The following is a 23083-nucleotide window of genomic DNA, read 5'->3' as shown; positions in this document are numbered from 1 at the left end:
TTTTTACTTATATCTAAAATATATCGACTTATCAACAGAAACGAAAAATCTACTCTTTATATCTCACCGGTTCATTTCGAATAATAAATAAATGAATCGGTAAGAAAACCGAAAATGTGATTGTATGAATAATCGTAAACAATATAGAATTCGTTCCGTATCTATCTAAAATTGCGTAGATAAGATAAATAGACAGCACAATCGATACAGCTGTTGCTAATAAATATAGAATTGGTACGAAGTTAAAAATGAAACATGCGACATATATGCCGAATACTTTCCATCCCGCTTCTTCTTTTAAGAAATCCGGTAATTTGTCTTTTGCTAAATCACCCCATATCTTACTATTTAAAAAAGGAATAAACGCAAGAGCACCATCCGTTGCACCATCATTTTTCGCCATCGTATACAGTGCAAAAGCCGTTAATAAATACGCAATAATTGCCCAAATCAATACAACAAGAATAAACGCAAAACTAAGAGCAAAGAAACCTGCTAGTACGCCTTGATCCTCCATCTTATCCTCTCCTCTCTACTTTCAACATATTTCATTACATTGCAAGTTATGTTTTAAAATTTATCCAAACTCTTTGTATAATAAGAGAAGAAAGAGAATAAGAGAGGAGAAACACGTATGCATCCATTTGTAAAAGCATTACAAGAGCATTTTACAGCTCATCAAAATCCTGAAAAAGCAGAACCTATGACTCGTTATATGAAAAATCACTTCCCATTTCTAGGTATTCAAACACCGGAAAGGCGTCAATTATTAAAAGACGTCATTCAAATACATACTCTCCCAGATAAAAAAGACTTCCAAATTATTGTACGCGAGCTTTGGGACTTACCAGAACGTGAATTCCAAGCGGCCGCACTTGATATCATGCAAAAATATAAAAAGCATATAAACGAAACTCATATCCCCTTCTTAGAAGAACTTATTGTCACAAAATCTTGGTGGGACTCTGTCGATAGCATCGTCCCTACATTCTTAGGTACTATCTTTTTAAAACACCCAGAATTAATTTCTGCGTATATTCCAAAATGGATTGCATCAGATAACATATGGTTACAACGTGCCGCTATTTTATTCCAACTGAAATATAAACAAAAGATGGATGAAGAACTTCTTTTCTGGATTATTGGGCAACTACATTCTTCAAAAGAATTTTTCATTCAAAAAGCGATTGGCTGGGTCCTTCGTGAATATGCAAAAACAAATCCGGATGTAGTTTGGGAATACGTGCAAAACAATGAACTCGCTCCATTAAGTAAGCGTGAAGCAATTAAGCATATTAAACAAAATTACGGAATAAATAATGAAAAAATAGGCGAGACTCTATCATAGATAGACACGTTCCTCTATTGAGATTTAAAAAAGAACGTGTTAGAATATGTTCATTATTATTAATATAAGTAGCGATGACGGACTTATAAGTACTTGCATAAAAAGCGATTCAGGGATAGTGAAAGCCTGAAGCCGCAAGGAAACGGCAGTCCCGAGCAATACATGATAAAGTGGATGCACCTTTTGTGTATCAACTAGGGTGGAACCGCGGGCAAACGCTCGTCCCTAGGCAAATAAGCCTTGGGATGAGCGTTTTTTTATGTTCTTTTTAGCATATACTGCTCGTTTCCAAAGTATCAGAGTATATCATCGCCAATACGTTAACTTTCAAAAGGAGGATTTTCTTATGTATTCAATGGAACAAGTTGTAAACTTAGCGAAACATCGCGGTTTTGTTTTCCCTGGTTCTGAAATTTACGGTGGTCTTGCAAACACTTGGGATTACGGTCCACTTGGAATCGAATTAAAAAATAACGTTAAAAAAGCTTGGTGGAAAAAATTCATTCAAGAATCTCCACACAACGTTGGTTTAGACGCAGCTATTTTAATGAACCCTAAAACTTGGATCGCTTCTGGTCACGTTGGTAACTTCAACGATCCAATGATCGACTGTAAAAAATGTAAAGCTCGTCACCGTGCTGACAAATTAATTGAGGATGCTTTAGATGCAAAAGGCATTGAAATGGTTGTTGACGGTCTTACTTTCGACCAAATGGCTGACTTAATGAAAGAACATGAAGTAAAATGTCCTGATTGCGGTAGTGAAGAATTCACTGAAATCCGTCAGTTCAACTTAATGTTCAAAACATTCCAAGGTGTTACAGAGTCTAGCACAAACGAAATTTTCCTTCGTCCTGAAACAGCACAAGGTATTTTCGTAAACTTCAAAAACGTTCAACGCTCTATGCGTAAAAAGCTTCCATTTGGTATTGGCCAAATCGGTAAGAGTTTCCGTAACGAAATCACGCCTGGTAACTTCACATTCCGTACACGTGAATTCGAACAAATGGAACTTGAATTCTTCTGTAAGCCTGGTGAAGATTTAGAGTGGTTCGCATTCTGGCGTGAAACTTGTAAAAACTGGTTACTTTCACTTGGTATGACTGAAGAGAGCATGCGTCTTCGTGACCACGGTGAAGAAGAGTTATCTCACTACAGTAATGCAACAACTGACATTGAATTCAAATTCCCATTCGGTTGGGGCGAACTTTGGGGCGTTGCATCTCGTACAGACTTCGACTTAAAACGTCACATGGAACACTCAAACGAAGACTTTAACTATATCGATCCACAAACGAATGAGCGTTACGTACCATACTGCATCGAGCCATCTTTAGGCGCAGACCGCGTAACATTAGCATTCTTATGTGATGCATATGAAGAAGAACAATTAGAAAACGATTCTCGTACAGTTCTTCGTTTCCACCCTGCTTTAGCACCATACAAAGCAGCTATCTTACCATTATCTAAAAAGCTATCTGAAGGTGCTACTGAAGTATTTGCAGAATTAGCTAAAGACTTCATGGTAGACTTTGATGAAACTGGTTCTATCGGTAAACGTTACCGTCGTCAAGACGAAATCGGTACACCATTCTGTATCACATACGACTTCGACTCAGTTGAAGACAAAGCTGTTACAGTACGTGACCGTGACACAATGGAACAAGTTCGTATGCCAATTAGCGAACTAAAAGGTTTCTTAGAGAAGAAAATCCAGTTCTAATTATAAGAAAAAGAGGCTGCTCATAAGAGCGCCTCTTTTTTACTTTTCACGTTTTTCTTTAATTGCTACTGTACATCTTGATATACATAGTAAATCATCATTTTCATCAATAATGCGAACATCCCAAACCATTGTCGATTGTCCTCTATGTATCGGTGTCCCAATCGCTGTTACAATTCCATCTTTCTTTGAGCGAATGTGGTTTGCATTAATTTCTAATCCGAAACAAATACATTTTTCTTGATCAATCAAATTGTATGAACCAACACTTGCCACTGTTTCTGCTAATGCAACCGATGCACCACCATGTAAAAATCCAAACGGCTGATGCGTACGCTCATCAACAGGCATCGTAGCAACCACCTTTTCTTCTGTCATCTCTAACAACTCAATTCCAAGTGAATCCATTAAAGTTTTTGCCATATCGCTTCCTCCTTCTCTTACTTTAATTAAATGTATAATTTTACCTATTTATTTTCAAACTACTTATAACACTTATATAAGGAGGCTTCACCTAAATGAAACAGAAATTTTGTATATTACTGCTTATGTTCTCCTTGCTGACTATTGTACCAAATTGTGCAATAACAGCCAAAGCATCTAACCTGACAATCGATGTTAAGACTGTAACGCAAAAAGGTAAGAAACCTTATATAGAATATCAAATAAATAGGCCTTCTTTTCACAACTTTTCTGACTCTAAATTTCAAAATAAGCTCAATTTATATTACAAAAAATCCACTGACAAATTTAAAAAAAAATTAGAAAAAGAAGCAAAAAAATATTATAAAGAGACAGAAGGATCTAGTACACCATTTCATCCGTACGTAGCAAATGTCGATTATAAAGTCTCATTAAACAAACCACCTTTTCTTAGCCTATATGTGAATTACTATCAATATACTGGCGGAGCACATGGTCTTTATACGTGGAAGGCAAATACATTTGATTTAAACGAAAAAAAGCTACTGCACTTAGACGATTTATTTCAACAAAAAGATAAATATAAAGATGTAATCCGTGCAGAGATCGTAAGACAAATTAAACAAAATGAAAGTATTTATTTTCCTGATGCAACTGAAAAGGTAATGAGTATGAAAAAGTTTCACTTCTTTTTAGAGCCAGACAATCTCGTCATTTATTTCCCTTTATATGAAATTGCTCCGTATTCAAGTGGAATTCCGCAATTTCGTATTCCATATACATTGCTAAGAGACTATTTAAAGCCTTCTTATCAAAATATTTTGATTGACAACAAGTAAATATTTTCGCTACGATAATGTTAACCTAAAAACAACAGGAGGTTAACATTATGAGGAGATTTCATGTTTTAGATTTAGCATTAGCTGCCATGTTCGTCGCTCTTATGGCCATTGGTGCAAATATTGTATCTTGGGCACCATTCCTGCAAGTAGCGGGCATCCCATTATCTATGCAACCATTTTTCGCAATTTTAGCAGGTCTTCTTCTTGGAAGTAGACTTGGTGCCTTATCCATGACTGTATATATGCTCGTTGGCGTAGCCGGCGCACCAATCTTTGCTAACTTCAAAGCTGGATTTGGAGCACTTTTAGATCCTACTGGTGGTTTTATTATCGCATTTATTATCGTTGCTTACGTATCGGGAAAACTAGTAGAACAAAAAGAAAGACCAACATTCATTACATTTGCTATTGCCTCTTTCACAGGAATTATTTTAACTTATATAATCGGTACTACTTACATGTACGGGGCAGTCAATCTCTTTATGGGCGGTAATATGAGTTATAAAGCTGCTTGGATGATTATGATGTGGTTCGCAGTAAAAGATATTGCATTTACAATTATCGGTGCTATTATCGCACCTCGCATATACTATGCTGTGCGTCGTTCTGCTTATCAGCATTCTCATTCGACGATTTCATAATAAAAAAAGAGTTATTTCAACAAGCTGAAATAACTCTTTTTTATATTAAGACTCTTGATTCGCTTGTTCTTCTAAAATTTTCTTCATCATCGCAACCATGTCATCACGTAATTCTGGGTGTTGCAGGGCCATTTCAATTGTCGTTTGAACGAATCCTAGCTTTTCACCTACATCGTAGCGCTTTCCTTCGAAATCGTAAGCAAATACACGTTGGATTTCATTTAAGCTTTGGATTGCATCTGTTAACTGAATTTCACCGCCAGCACCGACATGTTGCTGTTCTAAGAACATAAAGATTTCAGGCGTTAAAATGTAACGGCCCATAATCGCTAAGTTTGAAGGTGCTGTACCTTGTGCTGGTTTCTCAACGAAATTGCGAACTTGGTAACGACGACCTTCTTGTTCTAATGGATCGATAATTCCGTAACGGTGTGTTTCTGTTTCTGGAACAGTTTGTACACCAATAACAGAAGAAAGTGTTTTTTCATACTCATCCATTAATTGACGTAAACATGGTTTCTCAGCTTGGACAATATCATCACCTAGTAACACTGCAAATGGCTCATCACCAATGAATTTACGTGCACACCAAACAGCATGTCCTAGTCCCTTCGGCTCTTTTTGACGGATGTAATGAATATCTACCATTTTTGAAGAAGCTTGTACTTTTTCAAGCAACTCATATTTTTTCTTCTCTAATAAGTTTTGTTCTAGTTCAAATGCGTTATCAAAATGATCTTCGATAGAGCGCTTTGTTTTACCAGTAACGATAATAATATCTTCGATTCCCGATTTCACTGCTTCTTCTACAATGTATTGAATCGTTGGTTTATCTACTATCGGTAACATTTCTTTCGGCATTGCTTTCGTTGCTGGTAAAAAACGTGTTCCTAATCCAGCTGCTGGGATTATCGCTTTTCTTACTTTTTTCATCACAAAATACCCTCTCTCCTGTCGGAATTAATAGCAATCATTTCCTACATAAAACAAAAGGGAGATTTCGCTCCCTTTTGTTCCTTACTACTTAAAATTACTTTGTATTATAAACGATTCATAATGTCTTCTTTAATAGTAAGTAACTTTTGTTCACTATTTTGTAAAGAACTATCTTGTACACCGAAGTAGAACTTAATCTTCGGTTCAGTTCCAGATGGACGTAGGCAGAACCATGAACCATCCTCTAATTGATATTTTAACACATTTGATTTCGGTAAGTGAATCTCTTCTTTATGTCCATCTTGTAAAGATGTAATGATGCTTGCTTTATAATCTTCAACTGCTACGACTGTTAAGCCTGCTACTTCTTTCGGAGGATTCTCACGGAACGTCGCCATCATCTCTTGGATTTGTTCCGCTCCATCTTTTCCTTTTAACGTTAACGATACAAGGTCTTCACGGAAGAAACCATACTTCTCAAATACTTCTAATAGACCATCATATAACGTTTTCCCTTGTGATTTGTAGTATGCAGCTACTTCACATGCAAATAGGACAGATTGTACTGCATCTTTATCACGGCAGAATGGACGGATTAAATAACCATAGCTTTCCTCATAACCGAATTGGAATTCGTATTGTCCGCTTTCTTCATACTGTCTAATTTTCTCACCGATAAATTTAAATCCAGTTAACGTATCAACTGTATCTAAACCGTATGCTTTTGCAATTGTACGGCCAATTTCAGACGTTACGATTGTTTTTAATACGACACCGTTCTCTGGAAGTATTCCGTTTTCTTTCTTTTGAGATAGTAAGTAATCAAGCATTAATGCACCTGTTTGGTTACCTGTTAATACTTGGAACTCACCATTATGATTACGAACAGCTACACCAAGGCGATCTGCGTCAGGATCAGTTGCGATTAATACATCTGCGCCTACCTTTTCACCGTCACGAATTGCATACTCAAACGCGGCGTGCTCTTCTGGGTTCGGTGATTTTACTGTAGAGAAGTTTGGATCTGGTAACTCTTGCTCTTTTACAACTGTTACATCTGTAAATCCAACTTCTTCTAAACCACGGCGTACAGAAATATTTGATGTTCCGTGTAATGGTGTAAAGACGATTTTTAAGTCTTTGCCGGCCTTTTCCACCATTTCTTTATTAATGATGACATTGTTCAATTCTGCAGCATATGCATCATCTACTTCTTGTCCAATAATATGTAATAAACCGTCAGCTTTTAATTGCTCTACATCAGCGACTTCAACTGTTAATTCATCTTCTATTGCATCTACGTAGCTAATTAACTCATCCGCTTCTTTTGGCGGCAACTGTCCACCATCTTCACCGTATACTTTGTATCCGTTATATTCAGGCGGATTATGGCTTGCCGTAAGAACGATTCCACTTACTGTATGTAAATGACGAACTGCGAAAGAAAGTACTGGCGTTGGACGTAAGCTTTCAAACACATATGTTGTGATACCACGTGCACCAAGTGTAGCAGCGACTTCCATTGCAAACTCAGGTGATTTATGACGAGAATCATAGGCTACAACAACACCTCGTTTTTTCGCTTCCTCACCTAACTTTTCAATAAAGCTTGCTAATCCTTTTGTTGCTTTACGAACTGTATATACGTTTAAACGGTTCGTACCAGCACCAAGTTCACCACGCATACCACCTGTGCCGAACTCTAGGTTTTTATAAAAGCTATCCTCGATTTTCTTCTCATCTTGCTTCATGTTTTCTAGCTGTTCTTTTAATTCTGCATCTAATTGTGCGTAAGAAAGCCAGCGACTAAATTCTTGTTTCCAATTCATTCTTCTCTCTCCTCTCGCTCGTCATACCTTTATTATATGAAAAAAACATGCCGTATCTCAATATTTTATAAAATCTAGCAGGATTTTACTAGGAATATTTGTATACACTATTGTTAAATACTCCACTAAAGGGAATGAGGATTATGCACGAATGGGGCTTGTCAGAAGAGCTCAAAATACAAACAAAGCAAATGATTGAAATTGCTGAAAGAGAACTATCGATTATGAGGAACGCAATCGATAAAGAAGATGAATGCATTTTATGCAAAATGGAAGATATTCATCATATGTTGGCAAATGTACAAACATTGGCAGCTACATACTATATTCAGGCATATTTATCACCTTATACGGAAAGTTCATCTTTTATTACAACAGCTATCCAACATTTAAGCGTCAGAAAACATGGTGCTCTTATCGTTGTGGAACGAAACGAGACGCTTGAAGCTTTCCTTCAAACTGGAACGACATTAAACGCTCACTTAACTGCACCATTACTCGAATCAATATTTTATCCAGGTAACCCTCTTCATGACGGTGCCGTTCTCGTAAAAAATAATCATATTGTCTCAGCTGCTAATATTCTTCCTTTAACGAAAAGTACAGAAGTTGATCCTGAGCTGGGAACACGGCACAGAGCTGCAATTGGCTTATCAGAAAAGAGTGATGCACTTATATTAGTTGTCTCTGAAGAAACGGGCCGTACTTCTTTTGCCTTAAATGGGATTTTGTATACGATTTCTTTATAAAGTGAAACTTTAATCAGCCCTCACCAATCAAGAGTTTACGAGCAGCTCGATCCACACTTAACTTCTTTGCTTCCGCTGAATTTTTGAGGTGAGGGTCTTACTGCCCGGCAAATAGCTAGATAAACAAACCTATAAAAAAGAAGACTGTTCCAAAATATTGGAACAGTCTTCACTTATACTCTTATTCTTCTCCGAAACGCTCCACAAGTGTTGCAAGTGTACGTACCATTGCACCAGTTGCTCCAGCTGGACCTAAGTCGTGCGCGCCTTTTGTTTCTGATGTTCCAGCGATATCTAAGTGTACCCACGGTGTATCTTCAGCGAATTCGCCTAGGAATGTACCTGCCATAACCGCATGTCCTTCACGGCCTGGTGAGTTATTTAAATCAGCAAACTTACTGTTTCTCACACGTTCTTTATCACGATCAAAAATCGGTAGTTGCCAAATTGGCTCATCTGTTTCCATAGAAGCCTCTAGCACTTGCTCAAATAACTCTTCATTATTTGTCATTGCGCCTGTCGTATAGTTTCCAAGTGCAACAATTACACCGCCTGTTAATGTTGCAACATCAACAAGGTAGTTTGCACCAAGTTTTTTCGCATACGTAATACCATCAGCTAAAGCTAGACGACCTTCTGCATCCGTATTTAATACTTCAATTGTCTTTCCGCTCATAGATGTGATTACATCGTCTGGCTTAAATGCCGTACCACTTACAACGTTATCAGTTGAAGGAATAACAGCGATCACATTTTGTTCTGGGCGCAGTTCTCCGATAATTTCCATCGCACCTAATACAGCAGCTGCACCGCCCATATCACCTTTCATACCAACCATGCCTTCACGTGGTTTTAAAGAATAACCACCTGTATCGTATGTAATACCTTTTCCAACGAATCCAATGACATCCGTCCACTCTTCTTTTCCTTTATAAATAAGAGCGATCATTTTTGGTGGCTCTACACTACCTTGGTTTACTGCAAGTAATGCACCCATACCAAGATCTTCCATCTCTTCTTTCTCAAGAACTTTATAGTCCATATCATACTTCTCCGCTAACTCAACAGCATACTCAGCAAGCTTTGTCGCTGTTAATACGTTTGGCGGCATATTTACAAGTGTACGAGCCGAGTTTGTTGCACGTCCATGTACGTAGCCAACTGTTAATGCGGCTTCAATTTCTTGTGCATCTTCCGCTGTAATAGCCGTGAACTTCTCTAACTCTTCACGATCCTTTTTATCTGATTTATACGTTTGTAACTCATATGTACCAAGGCCTTGTACTTCTGCTGCAATATGAGCTACATCAATCGCATCTAATTTCTCTGTTACGAAAGAATCAAGTAAGATCGCTGCATCTTGTACTTTTGCTACTTGTAATGTTTTAAACGCTTTTCCAAGAGCCGCACGTAACGTTTCTGTCGTGTAAGACTCTTTCTTGCCTAAACCAACAAAGTAATAACGTTTCACATTTGTTTTTCCTAAGCTATGTACTTTCGAAATGGCCTTTTTCTTCGTAGATAATTCTTTCTCTTCTAGTAAAACTTGTAATTGTCCTTCAAACGCTTTGTCCAGTTCTTGTACAAAACTACTCATTTTCTCTTCTTCAAATAGAGCAACAATCACTACTTCATGACCTGCTAATTCTTTTTGTACTTGAAACATGTTCAGACCCCCTAAATTTCTCTACCACCATTATAACTTTATTTTCTATAAAATGCGACAATTCCAACTACAGTTATATGACGTGTAAAATCTCCTCTATTATGAAATAAGCCAAGAAAAAAAGTCTAGTGTAATTACAACTAGACTATCTTTGTTTTAAATATTGACCACGAAACACTTGCATCGTTTCGTCTTGATTTAACATCGTTAACTCTTCTTCTGTAAACTTACCATTTCCTACTTTTACTACATACACATTTACTTTTTTCTTACCCCATTGGCTATAAACATCTTTCACCGTATCATAATATAGATCAAGACGGTTTCCTTTTATTGCACCGCCCTTATCAGCTACTACACCATACCCGTAACCTGGCACGAAGAGAATCGTTCCAATCGGGAATACGCGTAAGTCCGCAGCAATTGTGGAATATAAATCCCTTTTCACTTTAACACCTGAATATGTAATACCATACTCTGGATGCCCTGGCCTCTTACCAGTTGACTCAATCCCCGATGTATAACCTGTTGCAGTCATTTCAATTGAACGATATTTAGACCAGTCGTTTGCCTGCTCTAAAGCATTTATCACTTCTTTACTCGGAGCAACATTTCTCTTAACTTCTGCTGCATGTACTTCTTTTGCACTCGTTCCCTCATATTTCTTTACAATCTCTAATAGAGAAACTCCTGTGAAAGCATTCCATGTTACGCATAATGCAATTGCAAGTAAACAAGTCATCATAATGCGAATACAATATCGTTTTAACATTTTTATATTCCACACTCCTTCATCGTTAATCATTCCCTATACGATGAAGGAATATGCAAAAAAATAATCTCCAAATGAATTGGAGATTAAAACATTTGATATCCGCTTTTCCGAAGTTTCTTGATTACGACTCCTGCTAAAGCAGCCCCTACTAATCCAGTAGATAGAATAAATAAGTCTGCTTGTCCTAAGTGCGATACACTTGTCCCAAATGAAGAAAATGTTTCTTTCGGCTTTGAAAAATAATCCCACATACTCGCTTTATTAATAATAAGCATACAAACAATCGGATACACAATAACCATTACCCATGTAGCCCGCAAAATCATGTTGAGTAAAAATCCAATTCCAAAGAACAAAATAAAGAATAACATCATTGAAATAAGTAGTACCGGTATACTCACTCTTTTTCCCTCTCCTTCGCACGTGCCGTAAATACGTGATAAGCTGTATAACCAAATGATTCTCCTGGATTTAATGTTTTGTCCACTTCAAGATGTAGTTCTGATCTTCCTTCTAACAAATATTTAATAAGTACAGACGTATTCGGATCGTCCGCAATCTTATCTGGATGTAAGAACGCCACTTCAGACAATTCTTTCTCCTGTACAATAATATTTTCTCCTTCAGGCTCCAAAAGGAAAATAATCATATTATCACTAATTTCATCACGAATAACACCCGATCGAACACCAATGATCCCCTTCACATGAGCGACAATGCCTGTCTCTTCTAACACTTCGCGTTTCACAGCTTCATCAACTGTCTCACCTTCATTTACAAAACCAGCCGGTAAAGACCATTTCCCTTTTAATCCACTGTATTTCTTCTTAACGAATAGCCACCTGCCATCTTTTGTAGCTACTAGACCGCTAACAGCTAGCCATACCTTCCCTCGTTTCTCCATGATGTAATAACCTCCTCCATCATAACGGACAGAATATTCTTTCTTTTTTATATATTATACTATATTTTTAATATGAAAAAAGCAGAAACAGCGCTTAGCCGTTTCTGCTTTTTCTACTATATATTAAAAGAACTTTAATTTACCTTTTTTAAGAACTAATAAAGGTCCACCTAATAAGAACAGGTAGCGGTTATCGATTACTTTCTTCATGAAGGAAGCTTTCCAACCTGTTAACTTTTTACCCATAACAACACCCATTGCATCGTCATGACCTAAAGAACATACAGATCCTTTATTATCGAATGCGAATTTTTTCATTTCGCCCTTGCCACGAACTAATACAGTTAAGTTGTGTGCAATGTTGTAACCTTGTTGAATTGCAATTTGTGCTGTTGGTGGGTATGGACGGTTAATTTCTTCGTTAATAATTAACGCGGCATCACCAACCATGAATACCTCTTCGTATCCTGGAGCGTGCATGTACTCATCAACTTTTACACGTCCGCGCATTGCTTCAAAGCCAGACTCTTCTACAATACCATTACCACGAACACCTGCAGCCCAAACTACTGTTTCAGACTTAATTAATTCCGTATCATCGCCATTTGCAACGATAATTCCTTCTTCAGTTGCTTCTTTAATTGCTGTACCGATGCGGAATTCTACGCCTTTTTTCTCAAGTTGTTTTACAGCGTATTCTACTAATGCTGGATCGAAACCTGGAAGTGCTGTTGGAGCCGCTTCTACACAAATGATACGTGCTTTTTCACGTGGTACATTGTACTGTTTGCAAAGTTCAGGAACACGGTTTGCAAGCTCACCTACGTACTCGATACCAGTAAATCCAGCACCACCAACAACGATTGTTACTAACTCATCGCGCTTCTCATCTGCATATTTAGCGAAACTAGCTTCCATATGCTCACGAATTTCACGAGTTGCATTAATGTTAGCGATTGAGAATGCATGCTCTTTTAATCCTGTAATTCCGAATGTTTCTGATTCGAAACCAAGACCGATTACTAAGTAGTCATACTCTAACTCGCCGTCTTTTAAGATAATACGTTTTTCAGCAGCTTTAATTTCTACTACTGTGTCTTGTACAAAGTTCACTTTATTTGTATCAATAACGTCTTGAATATCTAGACAGATTTTTTCATCTTGTAATGTACCAGCTGCGCTCTCGTGTAACCAAGTCGCTTGGTAGTGATAGCTGTTGTTGTTTACTAACGTAATTTCAGCTTCATTTACAGATAATGCTTTTTGCAGACGAACAGTCGTAATCATCCCGCCATAACCTGCACCTAAAACTACGATTTTTGGAGTCTTCACCAAATCACAACCCTTTTCTTTATATAATAGTAATGAGAAATAATACCAAGTACTAAAAACTCTATTTGTCAAGAATGTGGAATTTATCACATTCTATATCATAACAAAACGCAGTCAAAAAATCGTACGAATTTTGTCATAGAAATTTAACATAATACTTCCCTATATTAGTCGGTTTTATTCCAGAATTCAAGCATCTGGCGAATTATCAATATTTTAAAATAACATAGCGTTTTCAAGGGTTTTTCAGCCTTTTTTTCATGTATTTTCCTTTCTGTATATTTTATACAATAAAAAAGAACCTATGCGAAAACTTACACACAATTCAGTCGTTTTCAGAAGTATTATGAACTCAAATATGCTATCATTTATTTGAAAGTGTCATCATTTGCAGGATTTTCGTGTACATATGAACAATATATGAAATCAATATCAAAATTCCATCTATAGGGGGAATGAAAGTGGCAGAAAATCAAAAAGTTTACGACATAACAATTATTGGTGGTGGTCCAACGGGACTGTTCACAGCATTTTATGGCGGTATGAGACAAGCAAGTGTAAAAATCATTGAAAGCTTACCTCAACTTGGAGGACAATTATCCGCACTCTACCCTGAAAAATACATTTATGATGTGGCTGGATTTCCAAAAGTGCGTGCACAAGAATTAGTCGATAACTTAAAAGAGCAAATGAAGAAATTTGATCCAACCGTTTGCTTAGAAGAAGCGGTTGATACGCTTGAAAAACAAGCTGATGGTATATTTAAACTTGTTACGAATAAACAAACTCACTATTCTAAATCAGTCATCATTACTGCCGGCAATGGTGCTTTCCAACCACGCCGCTTAGAATTAGAAGGTACAGCAAAATACGAAAAGAAAAACTTACATTATTTCGTTGATGATATGAATAAATTTGCTGGCAAGCGCGTCGTAGTATTTGGCGGTGGCGACTCCGCAGTAGACTGGACGATGATGTTAGAACCGATTGCTGAAAAAGTTACAATCGTTCATCGCCGTGATAAATTCCGTGCACATGAACATAGCGTCGAAAACTTAATGAATTCTCGTGCAGAAGTAAGTACACCGTATGTTCCAGTTGAACTCATTGGTGATGACAAAATTGAACAAGTCGTTCTTCAGCACGTAAAAACTGAAGAAAAAGTTATCATCGATGTTGATGACGTAATTGTAAACTACGGCTTCGTTTCTTCTCTTGGTCCAATTAAAAACTGGGGCTTAGATATACAAAAAAATAGCATCCTTGTGAATTCAAAAATGGAAACGAATATTCCTGGCATTTACGCTGCTGGTGACATTTGTACATATGAAGGAAAAGTAAAACTTATCGCTTGTGGATTTGGCGAAGCACCGACAGCAGTAAACAATGCAAAAGCTTACTTCGATCCAAATGCAAAACTTCAACCGATGCATAGCTCAAGTATGTTTTAATATAGCAATGAAAAGAACTCCTTTTACGCGAAGGAGTTTTTTATTATTGTGCTACCGTATCCTTCCAAAATATGTTACAATAAAACAGAACAAACGTTCTATTTAATAAGGGGGATATTTTAAAGATGAAAGAACCTATTATCGTAAAAAAAGAAGCTTTCCAAGCAATCGGCGTTTCGGTTACGACGACTAATGAAAAAGAAGCATCTACTGAAGGAAAAATTCCCGAGCTCTGGAACCGATACTTTCAAGAACAAATGATGCATCACATCCCAAATCAACAAACGAAAGAAACACTCGCTTTCTACTCCAACTACGAATCAGATGAAACTGGTACATATACATTTACAATCGGTATGCCCGTTTCTTCACTAAAAGAAGTTCCTGAAAATATGACAACTTTAACAATACCCGCCGCTACGTATGCGGTATTTACAACGAGAAAGGGACCAGTTGCTGAAGTCGTTTGCGAAGCTTGGGAATATATTTGGAAATGGTCGAAAGAAAATAAACGTGCTTTTACAACAGACTTTGAGCTTTATGATGAAAAAGCAACAGATCCAACCAACGTACAATTGGATATTTATATTGCATTAGCCTGAACGACAAAAAAGAAGATACCATTTGGTATCTTCTTTTTTGTCGTTAAATAGCCACTGTGCAAATTCATTATTATTGTCTACAATGAGAAAGTGCAGTATAGAAATATTAGAAACTGTATAAAGTGAAACTATAATCAGCGAGGGACATCTCTCATTGAGTATTAGCCCTCACCAATCGGGCGTTTACTGTTTTTTTAGTTTAAATTTGTCACATAGAAAGGAAGCAATATGGAGGAACTACAACAAAATAAAACTGCTTTAGAAGGAAGCGGAAAACCGTTATTAAAAAATACGAATTTCCTTTTTCTTTGGGCAGCTACTCTTTTTTCAAGCTTTGCTTTAGCCTTTTTTACTTTTTCACAAACGTGGTACATAGCAAAAACATTAAACCTTGAAGCTTCACTCGGTGTTGTTTTCGTAGCTCTTAGTGTTCCAAGGCTTATTTTTATGATTATCGGCGGCGCTGTAGCTGATAAATTCCCGAAAAAAAACATTATGTTTTACTCCAATATTATTCGAGCGATTCTTGTTGCAACCATTCTCACATGGTTTATCGTTGGTGATGTAACACTATATACATTTGCTTTATTCGCTTTATTCTTTGGACTTGCCGATGCTTTCTTCTGGTCAGCAGATGGATCTATCTTACCGGAATTGGTAGAAAAAAGCCGGTTAACACAAGCGAATTCACTTACACAAATGACGAACCAAGCATCGGTCATCTTAGGCCCTGTACTTGGCGGAATTCTTATCAAATTCACAAACTACGAGACAATATTTTCTATTACAATTTTATTACTGATTGTCGCGGCCATACTCGTTCAAAAAATACAATTTACGATGCCAGAACTAAAAGATACGGATAAAGGTATGTTCACTTCCATTAAAGAAGGAATCTTATATGTAAAGGAATCACCATTCCTTTCAACTTTCCTTATTTGTAGCGCCTTTTTAAACTTATTTTTGATCGGCCCGATGCAAGTTGGTTTCCCGCTTTTTGTTAAAAACGTGCTGCATGGTGATTCACTCCAGTTTAGTTACTTAGAAGCATCTGTAGGCGGCGGAATGGCAATCGGTGCTGTCATTGTCGGTTTAAGAAATATTAATCGTAGGCGCGGTCTTTTTTGTATTATCATGATGCTATTGTCTGGTGTATTCTTCTTAGCCATCAACTTTAGCACCGTACTTTGGCAAGCACTATTAGCCGGCATGTTTTATGGTATTACAATTGCAATGGCTATCGTTCCGCTTATGGCGATGATTCAATCGACAGTAAAAGAGGAAATGATGGGACGCGTAATGAGCTTACTTATGCTATCATCAATGGGCTTTATCCCGCTCTCTTATGCATTCACATCAATCGCACTTGCACTGGGAATTCCAATCGTAACCGTTATGAAAAGCGGTGCAATTGCTGTTATCGTCTTCGTACTATTTGTAGCGATTCGTGTTCCAGTTGTAAGAAAGTTCGACTAGCTACTTGGAGTCATGTATTATACGCATGGCTCCTTTTTAAATGGATCAAATAACGCTATCCCCTTACTTCTTCTCAGTGCTGCTCCCCATTCTAATCCAACCTCTAAAAATAAATCTCGCACTGTACTATATAAAAGTGCCTTCACATTTTTACGGATTTCCCCGTATTTATAAGCTCTCACGACACTCTTCACTCGCCAAATGAAATTTCCATACACTTCTTCATCAGCTAATATTTGCTCTAGTAAAACACCTTGCTCTAGCAATCCGCTCTTTTTATATGCAAGTTCTACCTTACTCCAAAATATATTAATCTTCTTCGGATTACTCGTCATCGGCAGAAGTGCGTATATAAAAGGCTTCGGTATATCATGACGGCAATACGTCTCATCAAGCTCGTACGTTATTTTTCTTTTCTCTTTTATTTGTGGAATGTTTTTAGAAAGAATTGTTTCCCACTCGTTTTCTTGTTCCTTTCCGCTACAGCCAGCTGCATAATCCTCACTTTTACAAGCGGACATTTTCATACGGTCATCCATGCGGTCAATTGCAGATATAAGAAAAATATATAAATTCGCACTATACCCGCCGCGCTTATGTCTTTCTTTTGTTGCAACACGCTTTATAATTCCTAGTCCCTCTAACTTTGCAATTGAACGGCGTACTGTACGAATACTCTTTCCAACATTCTTCGCAATCGTCTCCATTAACGGACAGGCGACTCCTACTGTTTTTTGTTTCTCATTCACCGCATACTTTCCTAAAAAATGAATAATGATAGAATCAGTTTTATTCAATTGAAATCGGTAGCACTTCAAAACTTGTTTTTGATATGTATTAAACTCTTCTTTACTTCGAAATTCACTATATGGTTTCATTAAATTATATAAGCTTCCCATTTATATCACCTCATTTATAAGTAAGAGGCAGGAAGAGAATTTGGCGTGGAATTTAATATTTTTTTAATGGAGATGAAAATATGATCGTAATTAGCGCTTGTTTAGGTGGTATCGCTTGTCGATATGACGGAAATGACAATCTCGTTTCAAAAATAGAGGAGCTTCTGCAAAAAGAAGATACCGTCCTCATGTGTCCTGAAGTATTAGGGGGACTACCAACGCCTCGTCCTTCCGCTGAAATTATTGGCGGGAATGGCGACGACGTTTTGGACGGAAAAGCGAAAGTGATGACAAAAGATGGTGAAGATGTCACAGAAGCTTTCGTAAATGGCGCTTATAAAGCATTAGAACAAATTAAAAATTTACAACCAGAATATATTATTTTAAAGGAACGTAGTCCATCTTGTGGTAGTTCTACGATTTATACTGGAGAATTTAACGGTAATAAGCAAACTGGTTACGGGGTAACTACTGCTTTATTTAAAAGATACGGATTTAAAGTCTTTTCAGAAGAAGAATTTGAAAGCAAAAAAAGGAATTGACCCTGTTCGTCAATTCCTTTTCTATCTGTCTTATTTCACGCCTAATTTTTCTTTCACTTTCGCTGGAAGCTCGTCTTTCTTCACTTCTTCCCAAGCTGTTACACCTTTTTTATCTGAGTTGTATACGCGTAGGAATGCTTCTTTACGAAGGTTTTTTTGTGCTGTGAATTCCAATTCTTTTTCTTCTCCACCTTTATCGAATCCTTTTAATTTATACTCGAAATATTTATGTGGCTCTCCGTTATCAAACTTCTCATTTTTTTCAATTCCATCAGCTTTAATTTGAAGATAATACTCATCTTTTCCTAAACGATTAATATCACAACCAACTAACAGACTTGCAAATACAACTAAAATACTAAATAGTGCAATGTATCTTTTCATTTCCTTCACCTCATATGTTTTTCTTATATTCTTATCTTAAAGCGCAGAGCTTAAAGAAGAAATTCAAAAACATGACATGAACATTACACTTTTGTAAGATAATAATTATTTCTTCACTTTAGAAATCGTCATTCCATCACCAATTGGAACGAGTACAGATTCTAAATGCAAGTCGTTTTCTATTATTTCATTAAACTTCTTCATAACTTCTGTATAACGTTTTTGTTTCGCACACTCATCACCTACACTACCGCCAATAACGTCTTTCACGCCAATTTCGCCACTTATCACGTAATTTCCTTATACCGTTTATTACGCCTTCTATTATGCCCTCAATTATAATCTCTATTACAAGATATCTCACTAAACTAATAATAGGTTTAATTACGTATCTCCCTATGAATTCAAGAATATCCTCCATCATATTTTCCTCCTTCTTTCAAAAGGAAGCTGCTACTACGCGTCCTCTTACGTTCAGTTACAACCGCTGTCCTACTGCGATATATACCAACAAGAATAATACGACAACAACATCCACAATAACGCTATTGAATTTGGAAGAAACTTCGGTAAATACTGATACTATAGTTAACATGGCTAATAAAAACACTTTCCATCTATATTCGGGTATGCTCCCAAAAACTTTATAAAATCAACGAAAACTTTACTACAACTCTTCCCGTAACTAATTTATTATCGTGGTAAACCGTCTTCCACTACATCCGTAACAGTTCCATTCGGTTCAAAGATTACACGTAATGATCCTTCTCCACCATAACCAGTATAGTCATATACTGAATAAGATTTATATTTCTCAATCACATGTGGCTGTCCAATTGCAGCTTTTACCTGATTCGCAGGCATACCTTTTTTGATTTTCAAATAGTGATTGTAACTTACTGCTGCCGAATTGTTATTTACATCTTTATACCACGGTACACGATCGTTTTTTTCTTCATATTCCTTTACAGGCTCTTCAATACGTTTCGTAGATACCCGATTCTCTTTACCTTTCTCTGTATCTTTCTCTGTATCTTTCTCTGTATCTTTCTCTGTATCTTTCTCTGTATCTTTCTCTGTATCCTTTATAGCAGTACGTTCAATATTCACAACGTAACCATATGTATTTAATTCAACCATAATTTCATATGTACCATCCGTATCTTTTTCAGTATAAAATACGCGTTTTTCATTGTTATTATAATGTTTTATGTTCTCACCACCGTAGTCAATCGTATTAAGAATATCCGTATACATCATACCTTCCTCAATCTTTTTAGATTCATCATGAGAAATGTAACGCTTCTGTGATGATGGAGCGTCCTCATTTTTAATACTTTCACGTTTACTCGTAGTCATAGGTGTTTTCTTCTGTTCTTTTAGTACGTCACCTTCCGCCTTCGCTGGTTGCTTTACTCCTACTTTTGTTAATACGTCTGTATCGCTAGAACAAGCTCCCAAAATCGATACTGTAGTCAACGCCATCCCTACTATAAGTACTCTCTTAAATGACTTCACTCTAATCCCCCCGGTATTTTTTAATATTTAGTAATCAACGTATTTTAATTAATACGGAACTATTCAGTTCTATACAATTTGCTATAGCCTTCTCCCTCATGCACCTTTTTTATATAAAGTGAAACTTTAATCAGCCCTCACCAATCGGGCTTTTATGGAATAAATCTACCTATTAGTCATAACCGATGCAGCTACAGCTAATCCAAACATGGTCACCAATCATCTTCGTTACAAATATTAACATTAAATATAACTAATAAATAGTATATTTCTCCTATTCATTTACATTTCTGTTGCATAATCTTATCTTAAAACGAACAATATGAAACTCGATTAATCATATATCCCATATATAATAACATTTAAATTAAATTCTAAAGTAACTTTACATGCATTTTCTGTTTTAACGCCAAAATAAAAGACCTTCCTAACGATTTTATTCTATCGCTAAAAAGGTCTTTCCTATTTTGGCTAAAAACTTAGCACTCTTCTGGCTTACCAGCATTCGTCGCTGTACGGAAAGATGATCCAAATCTGCATGATGCGATTGTGTATAGATAATCAATCTTGAATTATGCGTTCAATTTAAAGCAGGTTAAAAAATAATAATTCCTTATTCAATTAACATATGCATTAGTTTAACAACCTAATGCTGCTGTACCAACTGATAGTTTAGTTTTCAATATGTGAAAAGGGATTTCTAAATGATGAATTGAATATATATTTATTGTTTACTCGTTTTTGAGAGGTTCCTTTATGGGAAGATAAGCTTTACTATATTCCTGTACTTCACACAGTTCTATAATAACTAATAGTGATGCTGTGACGTGATTTTCTATTAGTGAGATAAAGTATTTTTCAATTCATTTATTATAAATTGCGACTCTCGTCCTCAAGAATTATTTCTTTTGGGTGAAAGTTTTTTTATGATATAAGTTTCATTCTGTCATAATTTAAAGGTTTCGAGAGGAGAAATAATATGAATCCTATTTTATTAGATGTTCCGTTACAAATAGAAACAGACAGACTCATTCTTCGAGCACCACTTCAAGCAGGTGAAGGGAATGTAGTACATGAAGCTATTAAAGATTCAATTCGTGAATTAAAGCCATGGTTGTCTTTATTCCAGTCCATTCCTACTGTTGAAGAAACGGAAATTCTTCTGAGAAATGCGCATATAGATTTTTTGAAAAGAGAAAGCTTTCGCTATCTTATCTATCATAAAGAGACGAATGATTTTGTTGGAACAGCTAGCCTTCATCGAATTGATTGGAAGGTTTCTAAATGTGAAATTGGATACTGGATTAACACGCAATTTAGTGGCAGTGGATATATGACAGAAACAGTAAGTGCGTTAACAAACCTTGGATTTCAGTTATTCAAATTTAGAAGGATTGAAATACGATGTGAATGTAATAACACGAAAAGTCGTGCACTCCCTGAAAAACTAGGCTTTGAACTTGAAGGGATATTACGTAATGAAGATTTTTCATCTGACGGCAAACAACTAACTGATACTTGCATCTATGCAAAACTAAAGTGAAATATTGATTAGCCTTGGTAATCGGGCTTTTACGGCAAAAGAAAAGACCTCCTTAACGATTTTATTCCATCGCTAAAAAGGTCTTTTTCTATTTCGGCTAAAAACTTAGCACTCTTCTGGCTTACCAGCATTCGTCGCTGTACGGAAAGATGATCCGCATCCGCATGATGCGATTGCGTTTGGATTGTCGATTGTGAATCCGCCGCCAAGCATCGATTGTTTATAATCAATTTTTACTCCTTTAACAATTGGAGCACTTTCTGTATCGATAACAAATTCAACACCGAAAAACTCAAGAACTGTGTCGTCTTCTTTTGGTTCTACTTCAAATCCTAAGCCGTAAGAAAGGCCAGTACATCCGCCGCCGTGTACAGCAAGGCGCACGTACTTCTCTCCATCTTCAGCATCTTTTAACATATCTTTAATTTGAAAAGCTGCTTGTTCTGTTACTTCAATCATGAAATACACCATCCTTTCTGTTCTCATTCTATTATACATCTTTACGCTTCTATCTTGTACTCATACACTCCGCGGCAAATTACTTCCGCAGGCCCTTTCATCAACACGTTTCCTTCTTCAGTCCAAGCAATCATTAAATCGCCGCCAGCTAAATGGACTGTAATTTCCTTACCACGTTCCATCTTTCCATTTAAAATAGCAGCGACAACTGCAGCGCACGCTCCTGTTCCGCAAGCTTGCGTTACACCAGATCCACGTTCCCAAACGCGGAAATTCATCTCTGCATCATTCAAAATCTCGATGAATTCAACATTTACTCGCTCTGGGAACATTTCATGTGTCTCCAGGACTGGACCAAGTGTTGTAAGAGGTGCTTGCTCTACATCATCAACAAAAATAACCGCATGCGGATTCCCCATTGAAACAGCTGTAAATGCATAGCGATGATTATTGTATAAGAAGTTTTCACGAATAAATGGTGTTTCACCTTCACCAAGCATCGGTATTTCTGCACGTGTTAAACGCGGTGCTCCCATATCGATTTTCGCTAATGTAACTTTCCCTTCTTCTACCGTTACTTCCGCTGTTACAATACCAGCTAACGTTTCAATTGTGAAAACTGTTTCTTCTACTAGTTTATGCTCATACGCATATTTCGCTACGCATCGTAAACCGTTACCACAACTCTTTCCTTCTGAACCATCATTATTAAACATGCGCATTTTCACCGGAGCTACGTCAGATGGACAAATTAAAATCATCCCATCTGCTCCAATACCAGTATTAATATTTGAAACCTTTTCCGCCACAAGAACTAAATCTTCTTCAGGAATTTGTTCTTCAAACATATTTACATATATATAACTATTGCCAAGACCATGCATTTTTGTAAAAGAAAATTGGCTCATTTATATTCACTCCAAAAATAATTTGTTATTTTAAGTATAGAATGCATGCTTTTAGAACACAATATGAATGTCCCCCGTTTCTCATATTTGACAACGTTTGGCGATGAGCCACTCTTACACACATTGTGTAAGA

General features: G+C 36.8%; 25 protein-coding genes and 1 pseudogene. 10 read left to right on the top strand and 16 right to left on the bottom strand.

What is annotated here, in order from left to right; translation table 11 throughout:
• Nucleotides 1–49: 49 nt before the first annotated feature.
• Nucleotides 50–517, bottom strand: coding sequence for a hypothetical protein (locus tag ACLBXA_RS11730; protein WP_000390065.1), 468 nt, complete (start codon nucleotides 515–517; stop codon nucleotides 50–52).
• Between the two features lie 117 nt (nucleotides 518–634).
• Between ACLBXA_RS11730 and ACLBXA_RS11725 the strand changes: the two genes are divergently transcribed.
• Entirely contained in the window at nucleotides 635–1348 is a 714-nt protein-coding gene (locus ACLBXA_RS11725) for a DNA alkylation repair protein (protein ID WP_000553316.1), read from the top strand.
• Between the two features lie 346 nt (nucleotides 1349–1694).
• Nucleotides 1695–3071: a glycine--tRNA ligase gene (locus tag ACLBXA_RS11720; RefSeq protein ID WP_000287148.1), complete on the top strand. Its 1377-nt coding sequence runs from the start codon at nucleotides 1695–1697 to the stop codon at nucleotides 3069–3071.
• Between the two features lie 39 nt (nucleotides 3072–3110).
• On the opposite strand, the gene ACLBXA_RS11715 is transcribed toward ACLBXA_RS11720, so the two are convergent.
• Nucleotides 3111–3494, bottom strand: a complete 384-nt coding sequence (locus ACLBXA_RS11715) for a hotdog fold thioesterase (protein ID WP_001140616.1) — start codon at nucleotides 3492–3494, stop codon at nucleotides 3111–3113.
• A 95-nt stretch (nucleotides 3495–3589) separates the two neighbouring features.
• Between ACLBXA_RS11715 and ACLBXA_RS11710 the strand changes: the two genes are divergently transcribed.
• Nucleotides 3590–4333: a DUF3298 and DUF4163 domain-containing protein gene (locus tag ACLBXA_RS11710; protein WP_000810323.1), complete on the top strand. Its 744-nt coding sequence runs from the start codon at nucleotides 3590–3592 to the stop codon at nucleotides 4331–4333.
• Nucleotides 4334–4383: 50 nt separating this feature from the next.
• The gene (locus tag ACLBXA_RS11705; RefSeq protein ID WP_001252163.1) at nucleotides 4384–4977 is read left to right on the top strand and encodes a biotin transporter BioY; all 594 of its coding nucleotides are present in this window, start codon (nucleotides 4384–4386) and stop codon (nucleotides 4975–4977) included.
• Nucleotides 4978–5022: 45 nt separating this feature from the next.
• On the opposite strand, the gene galU is transcribed toward ACLBXA_RS11705, so the two are convergent.
• Together galU and ACLBXA_RS11695 are read right to left on the bottom strand one after the other, a co-directional pair.
• On the bottom strand, nucleotides 5023–5910 hold the full coding sequence (galU, locus tag ACLBXA_RS11700; RefSeq protein ID WP_000757823.1) for a UTP--glucose-1-phosphate uridylyltransferase GalU: 888 nt from the start codon (nucleotides 5908–5910) through the stop codon (nucleotides 5023–5025).
• 107 nt (nucleotides 5911–6017) lie between these two features.
• Nucleotides 6018–7742: a phospho-sugar mutase gene (locus tag ACLBXA_RS11695; RefSeq protein WP_001104214.1), complete on the bottom strand. Its 1725-nt coding sequence runs from the start codon at nucleotides 7740–7742 to the stop codon at nucleotides 6018–6020.
• 143 nt (nucleotides 7743–7885) lie between these two features.
• On the opposite strand from ACLBXA_RS11695, the gene cdaS reads away from it, so the two are divergent.
• Nucleotides 7886–8491, top strand: coding sequence for a sporulation-specific diadenylate cyclase CdaS (cdaS, locus tag ACLBXA_RS11690; RefSeq protein ID WP_447617222.1), 606 nt, complete (start codon nucleotides 7886–7888; stop codon nucleotides 8489–8491).
• 181 nt (nucleotides 8492–8672) lie between these two features.
• Here cdaS and pepA read toward each other — a convergent pair whose 3' ends face one another.
• The 5 genes from pepA to ACLBXA_RS11665 form a co-directional block, all read right to left on the bottom strand.
• Nucleotides 8673–10157 carry a cytosol aminopeptidase gene (gene pepA, locus ACLBXA_RS11685; RefSeq protein ID WP_000487966.1) on the bottom strand — a complete coding sequence of 495 codons (1485 nt, stop codon included), beginning with the start codon at nucleotides 10155–10157 and terminating at the stop codon, nucleotides 8673–8675.
• 145 nt (nucleotides 10158–10302) lie between these two features.
• The gene (locus ACLBXA_RS11680) at nucleotides 10303–10929 is read right to left on the bottom strand and encodes a 3D domain-containing protein (protein WP_000920103.1); all 627 of its coding nucleotides are present in this window, start codon (nucleotides 10927–10929) and stop codon (nucleotides 10303–10305) included.
• An 86-nt stretch (nucleotides 10930–11015) separates the two neighbouring features.
• A complete protein-coding gene (locus ACLBXA_RS11675) occupies nucleotides 11016–11333 on the bottom strand; it encodes a YuiB family protein (RefSeq protein ID WP_000027012.1) in 318 nt (105 codons plus the stop codon).
• The gene (locus ACLBXA_RS11670; RefSeq protein ID WP_000415307.1) at nucleotides 11330–11836 is read right to left on the bottom strand and encodes an NUDIX hydrolase; all 507 of its coding nucleotides are present in this window, start codon (nucleotides 11834–11836) and stop codon (nucleotides 11330–11332) included. The genes ACLBXA_RS11675 and ACLBXA_RS11670 overlap by 4 nt, the downstream gene beginning before the upstream one ends.
• 123 nt (nucleotides 11837–11959) lie before the next feature.
• Nucleotides 11960–13168, bottom strand: a complete 1209-nt coding sequence (locus tag ACLBXA_RS11665; protein WP_000856602.1) for an NAD(P)/FAD-dependent oxidoreductase — start codon at nucleotides 13166–13168, stop codon at nucleotides 11960–11962.
• A gap of 461 nt (nucleotides 13169–13629) precedes the next feature.
• On the opposite strand from ACLBXA_RS11665, the gene ACLBXA_RS11660 reads away from it, so the two are divergent.
• The 3 genes from ACLBXA_RS11660 to ACLBXA_RS11650 all read left to right on the top strand — a co-directional run bounded on the left by ACLBXA_RS11660 (nucleotide 13630) and on the right by ACLBXA_RS11650 (nucleotide 16697).
• Complete coding sequence (locus tag ACLBXA_RS11660) at nucleotides 13630–14619, top strand: NAD(P)/FAD-dependent oxidoreductase (RefSeq protein WP_000829785.1); 990 nt, start codon at nucleotides 13630–13632, stop codon at nucleotides 14617–14619.
• A gap of 125 nt (nucleotides 14620–14744) precedes the next feature.
• Nucleotides 14745–15221, top strand: coding sequence for a GyrI-like domain-containing protein (locus ACLBXA_RS11655; protein ID WP_000662574.1), 477 nt, complete (start codon nucleotides 14745–14747; stop codon nucleotides 15219–15221).
• A gap of 228 nt (nucleotides 15222–15449) precedes the next feature.
• Complete coding sequence (locus ACLBXA_RS11650; RefSeq protein ID WP_000391930.1) at nucleotides 15450–16697, top strand: MFS transporter; 1248 nt, start codon at nucleotides 15450–15452, stop codon at nucleotides 16695–16697.
• A gap of 17 nt (nucleotides 16698–16714) precedes the next feature.
• Here the strand turns inward: ACLBXA_RS11650 and ACLBXA_RS11645 are convergent, their stop codons facing one another.
• Nucleotides 16715–17596: a helix-turn-helix domain-containing protein gene (locus ACLBXA_RS11645; RefSeq protein ID WP_081144095.1), complete on the bottom strand. Its 882-nt coding sequence runs from the start codon at nucleotides 17594–17596 to the stop codon at nucleotides 16715–16717.
• 80 nt (nucleotides 17597–17676) lie between these two features.
• Between ACLBXA_RS11645 and ACLBXA_RS11640 the strand changes: the two genes are divergently transcribed.
• On the top strand, nucleotides 17677–18138 hold the full coding sequence (locus tag ACLBXA_RS11640) for a DUF523 domain-containing protein (RefSeq protein ID WP_081144094.1): 462 nt from the start codon (nucleotides 17677–17679) through the stop codon (nucleotides 18136–18138).
• 30 nt (nucleotides 18139–18168) lie between these two features.
• On the opposite strand, the gene ACLBXA_RS11635 is transcribed toward ACLBXA_RS11640, so the two are convergent.
• From ACLBXA_RS11635 to ACLBXA_RS11620, 4 genes and pseudogenes are all read right to left on the bottom strand, one after another.
• Nucleotides 18169–18522, bottom strand: coding sequence for a YxeA family protein (locus tag ACLBXA_RS11635; protein WP_000833121.1), 354 nt, complete (start codon nucleotides 18520–18522; stop codon nucleotides 18169–18171).
• A gap of 105 nt (nucleotides 18523–18627) precedes the next feature.
• Nucleotides 18628–18813, bottom strand: a complete 186-nt coding sequence (locus tag ACLBXA_RS11630) for a methyltransferase (protein ID WP_002083726.1) — start codon at nucleotides 18811–18813, stop codon at nucleotides 18628–18630.
• Nucleotides 18814–19215: 402 nt separating this feature from the next.
• Nucleotides 19216–20040 carry a hypothetical protein gene (locus tag ACLBXA_RS11625; protein ID WP_079246073.1) on the bottom strand — a complete coding sequence of 275 codons (825 nt, stop codon included), beginning with the start codon at nucleotides 20038–20040 and terminating at the stop codon, nucleotides 19216–19218.
• Between the two features lie 479 nt (nucleotides 20041–20519).
• Nucleotides 20520–20597 (bottom strand): annotated as a pseudogene (locus ACLBXA_RS11620) (hypothetical protein); the annotation flags it as partial.
• Nucleotides 20598–21019: 422 nt separating this feature from the next.
• Here ACLBXA_RS11620 and ACLBXA_RS11615 point away from each other — a divergent pair.
• Nucleotides 21020–21583, top strand: a complete 564-nt coding sequence (locus tag ACLBXA_RS11615; RefSeq protein ID WP_447617221.1) for a GNAT family N-acetyltransferase — start codon at nucleotides 21020–21022, stop codon at nucleotides 21581–21583.
• 105 nt (nucleotides 21584–21688) lie between these two features.
• Here ACLBXA_RS11615 and ACLBXA_RS11610 read toward each other — a convergent pair whose 3' ends face one another.
• Both ACLBXA_RS11610 and dapF read right to left on the bottom strand, forming a co-directional pair.
• The gene (locus tag ACLBXA_RS11610) at nucleotides 21689–22042 is read right to left on the bottom strand and encodes a HesB/IscA family protein (RefSeq protein ID WP_000573830.1); all 354 of its coding nucleotides are present in this window, start codon (nucleotides 22040–22042) and stop codon (nucleotides 21689–21691) included.
• A 41-nt stretch (nucleotides 22043–22083) separates the two neighbouring features.
• Entirely contained in the window at nucleotides 22084–22950 is an 867-nt protein-coding gene (dapF, locus tag ACLBXA_RS11605) for a diaminopimelate epimerase (protein WP_000077409.1), read from the bottom strand.
• Nucleotides 22951–23083: the final 133 nt, after the last annotated feature.

It is taken from the genome of Bacillus sp. D48C (assembly GCF_053345735.1).
This window is presented reverse-complemented; position numbering and strand designations above follow the sequence as displayed.

What these genes read in the sequence shown, in the direction of transcription:
- pepA (WP_000487966.1), bottom strand. Translation starts at nt 10,157, where the DNA reads ATGTTTCAAGTACAAAAAGAATTAGCAGGTCATGAAGTAGTGATTGTT.
- ACLBXA_RS11720 (WP_000287148.1), top strand. Translation starts at nt 1,695, where the DNA reads ATGTATTCAATGGAACAAGTTGTAAACTTAGCGAAACATCGCGGTTTT.
- ACLBXA_RS11695 (WP_001104214.1), bottom strand. Translation starts at nt 7,742, where the DNA reads ATGAATTGGAAACAAGAATTTAGTCGCTGGCTTTCTTACGCACAATTA.
- ACLBXA_RS11635 (WP_000833121.1), bottom strand. Translation starts at nt 18,522, where the DNA reads ATGAAAAGATACATTGCACTATTTAGTATTTTAGTTGTATTTGCAAGT.
- ACLBXA_RS11655 (WP_000662574.1), top strand. Translation starts at nt 14,745, where the DNA reads ATGAAAGAACCTATTATCGTAAAAAAAGAAGCTTTCCAAGCAATCGGC.
- galU (WP_000757823.1), bottom strand. Translation starts at nt 5,910, where the DNA reads ATGAAAAAAGTAAGAAAAGCGATAATCCCAGCAGCTGGATTAGGAACA.
- ACLBXA_RS11650 (WP_000391930.1), top strand. Translation starts at nt 15,450, where the DNA reads ATGGAGGAACTACAACAAAATAAAACTGCTTTAGAAGGAAGCGGAAAA.
- ACLBXA_RS11680 (WP_000920103.1), bottom strand. Translation starts at nt 10,929, where the DNA reads ATGTTAAAACGATATTGTATTCGCATTATGATGACTTGTTTACTTGCA.
- ACLBXA_RS11710 (WP_000810323.1), top strand. Translation starts at nt 3,590, where the DNA reads ATGAAACAGAAATTTTGTATATTACTGCTTATGTTCTCCTTGCTGACT.
- ACLBXA_RS11715 (WP_001140616.1), bottom strand. Translation starts at nt 3,494, where the DNA reads ATGGCAAAAACTTTAATGGATTCACTTGGAATTGAGTTGTTAGAGATG.
- cdaS (WP_447617222.1), top strand. Translation starts at nt 7,886, where the DNA reads ATGCACGAATGGGGCTTGTCAGAAGAGCTCAAAATACAAACAAAGCAA.
- ACLBXA_RS11610 (WP_000573830.1), bottom strand. Translation starts at nt 22,042, where the DNA reads ATGATTGAAGTAACAGAACAAGCAGCTTTTCAAATTAAAGATATGTTA.
- dapF (WP_000077409.1), bottom strand. Translation starts at nt 22,950, where the DNA reads ATGAGCCAATTTTCTTTTACAAAAATGCATGGTCTTGGCAATAGTTAT.
- ACLBXA_RS11640 (WP_081144094.1), top strand. Translation starts at nt 17,677, where the DNA reads ATGATCGTAATTAGCGCTTGTTTAGGTGGTATCGCTTGTCGATATGAC.
- ACLBXA_RS11725 (WP_000553316.1), top strand. Translation starts at nt 635, where the DNA reads ATGCATCCATTTGTAAAAGCATTACAAGAGCATTTTACAGCTCATCAA.
- ACLBXA_RS11705 (WP_001252163.1), top strand. Translation starts at nt 4,384, where the DNA reads ATGAGGAGATTTCATGTTTTAGATTTAGCATTAGCTGCCATGTTCGTC.
- ACLBXA_RS11615 (WP_447617221.1), top strand. Translation starts at nt 21,020, where the DNA reads ATGAATCCTATTTTATTAGATGTTCCGTTACAAATAGAAACAGACAGA.
- ACLBXA_RS11670 (WP_000415307.1), bottom strand. Translation starts at nt 11,836, where the DNA reads ATGGAGAAACGAGGGAAGGTATGGCTAGCTGTTAGCGGTCTAGTAGCT.
- ACLBXA_RS11645 (WP_081144095.1), bottom strand. Translation starts at nt 17,596, where the DNA reads ATGGGAAGCTTATATAATTTAATGAAACCATATAGTGAATTTCGAAGT.
- ACLBXA_RS11730 (WP_000390065.1), bottom strand. Translation starts at nt 517, where the DNA reads ATGGAGGATCAAGGCGTACTAGCAGGTTTCTTTGCTCTTAGTTTTGCG.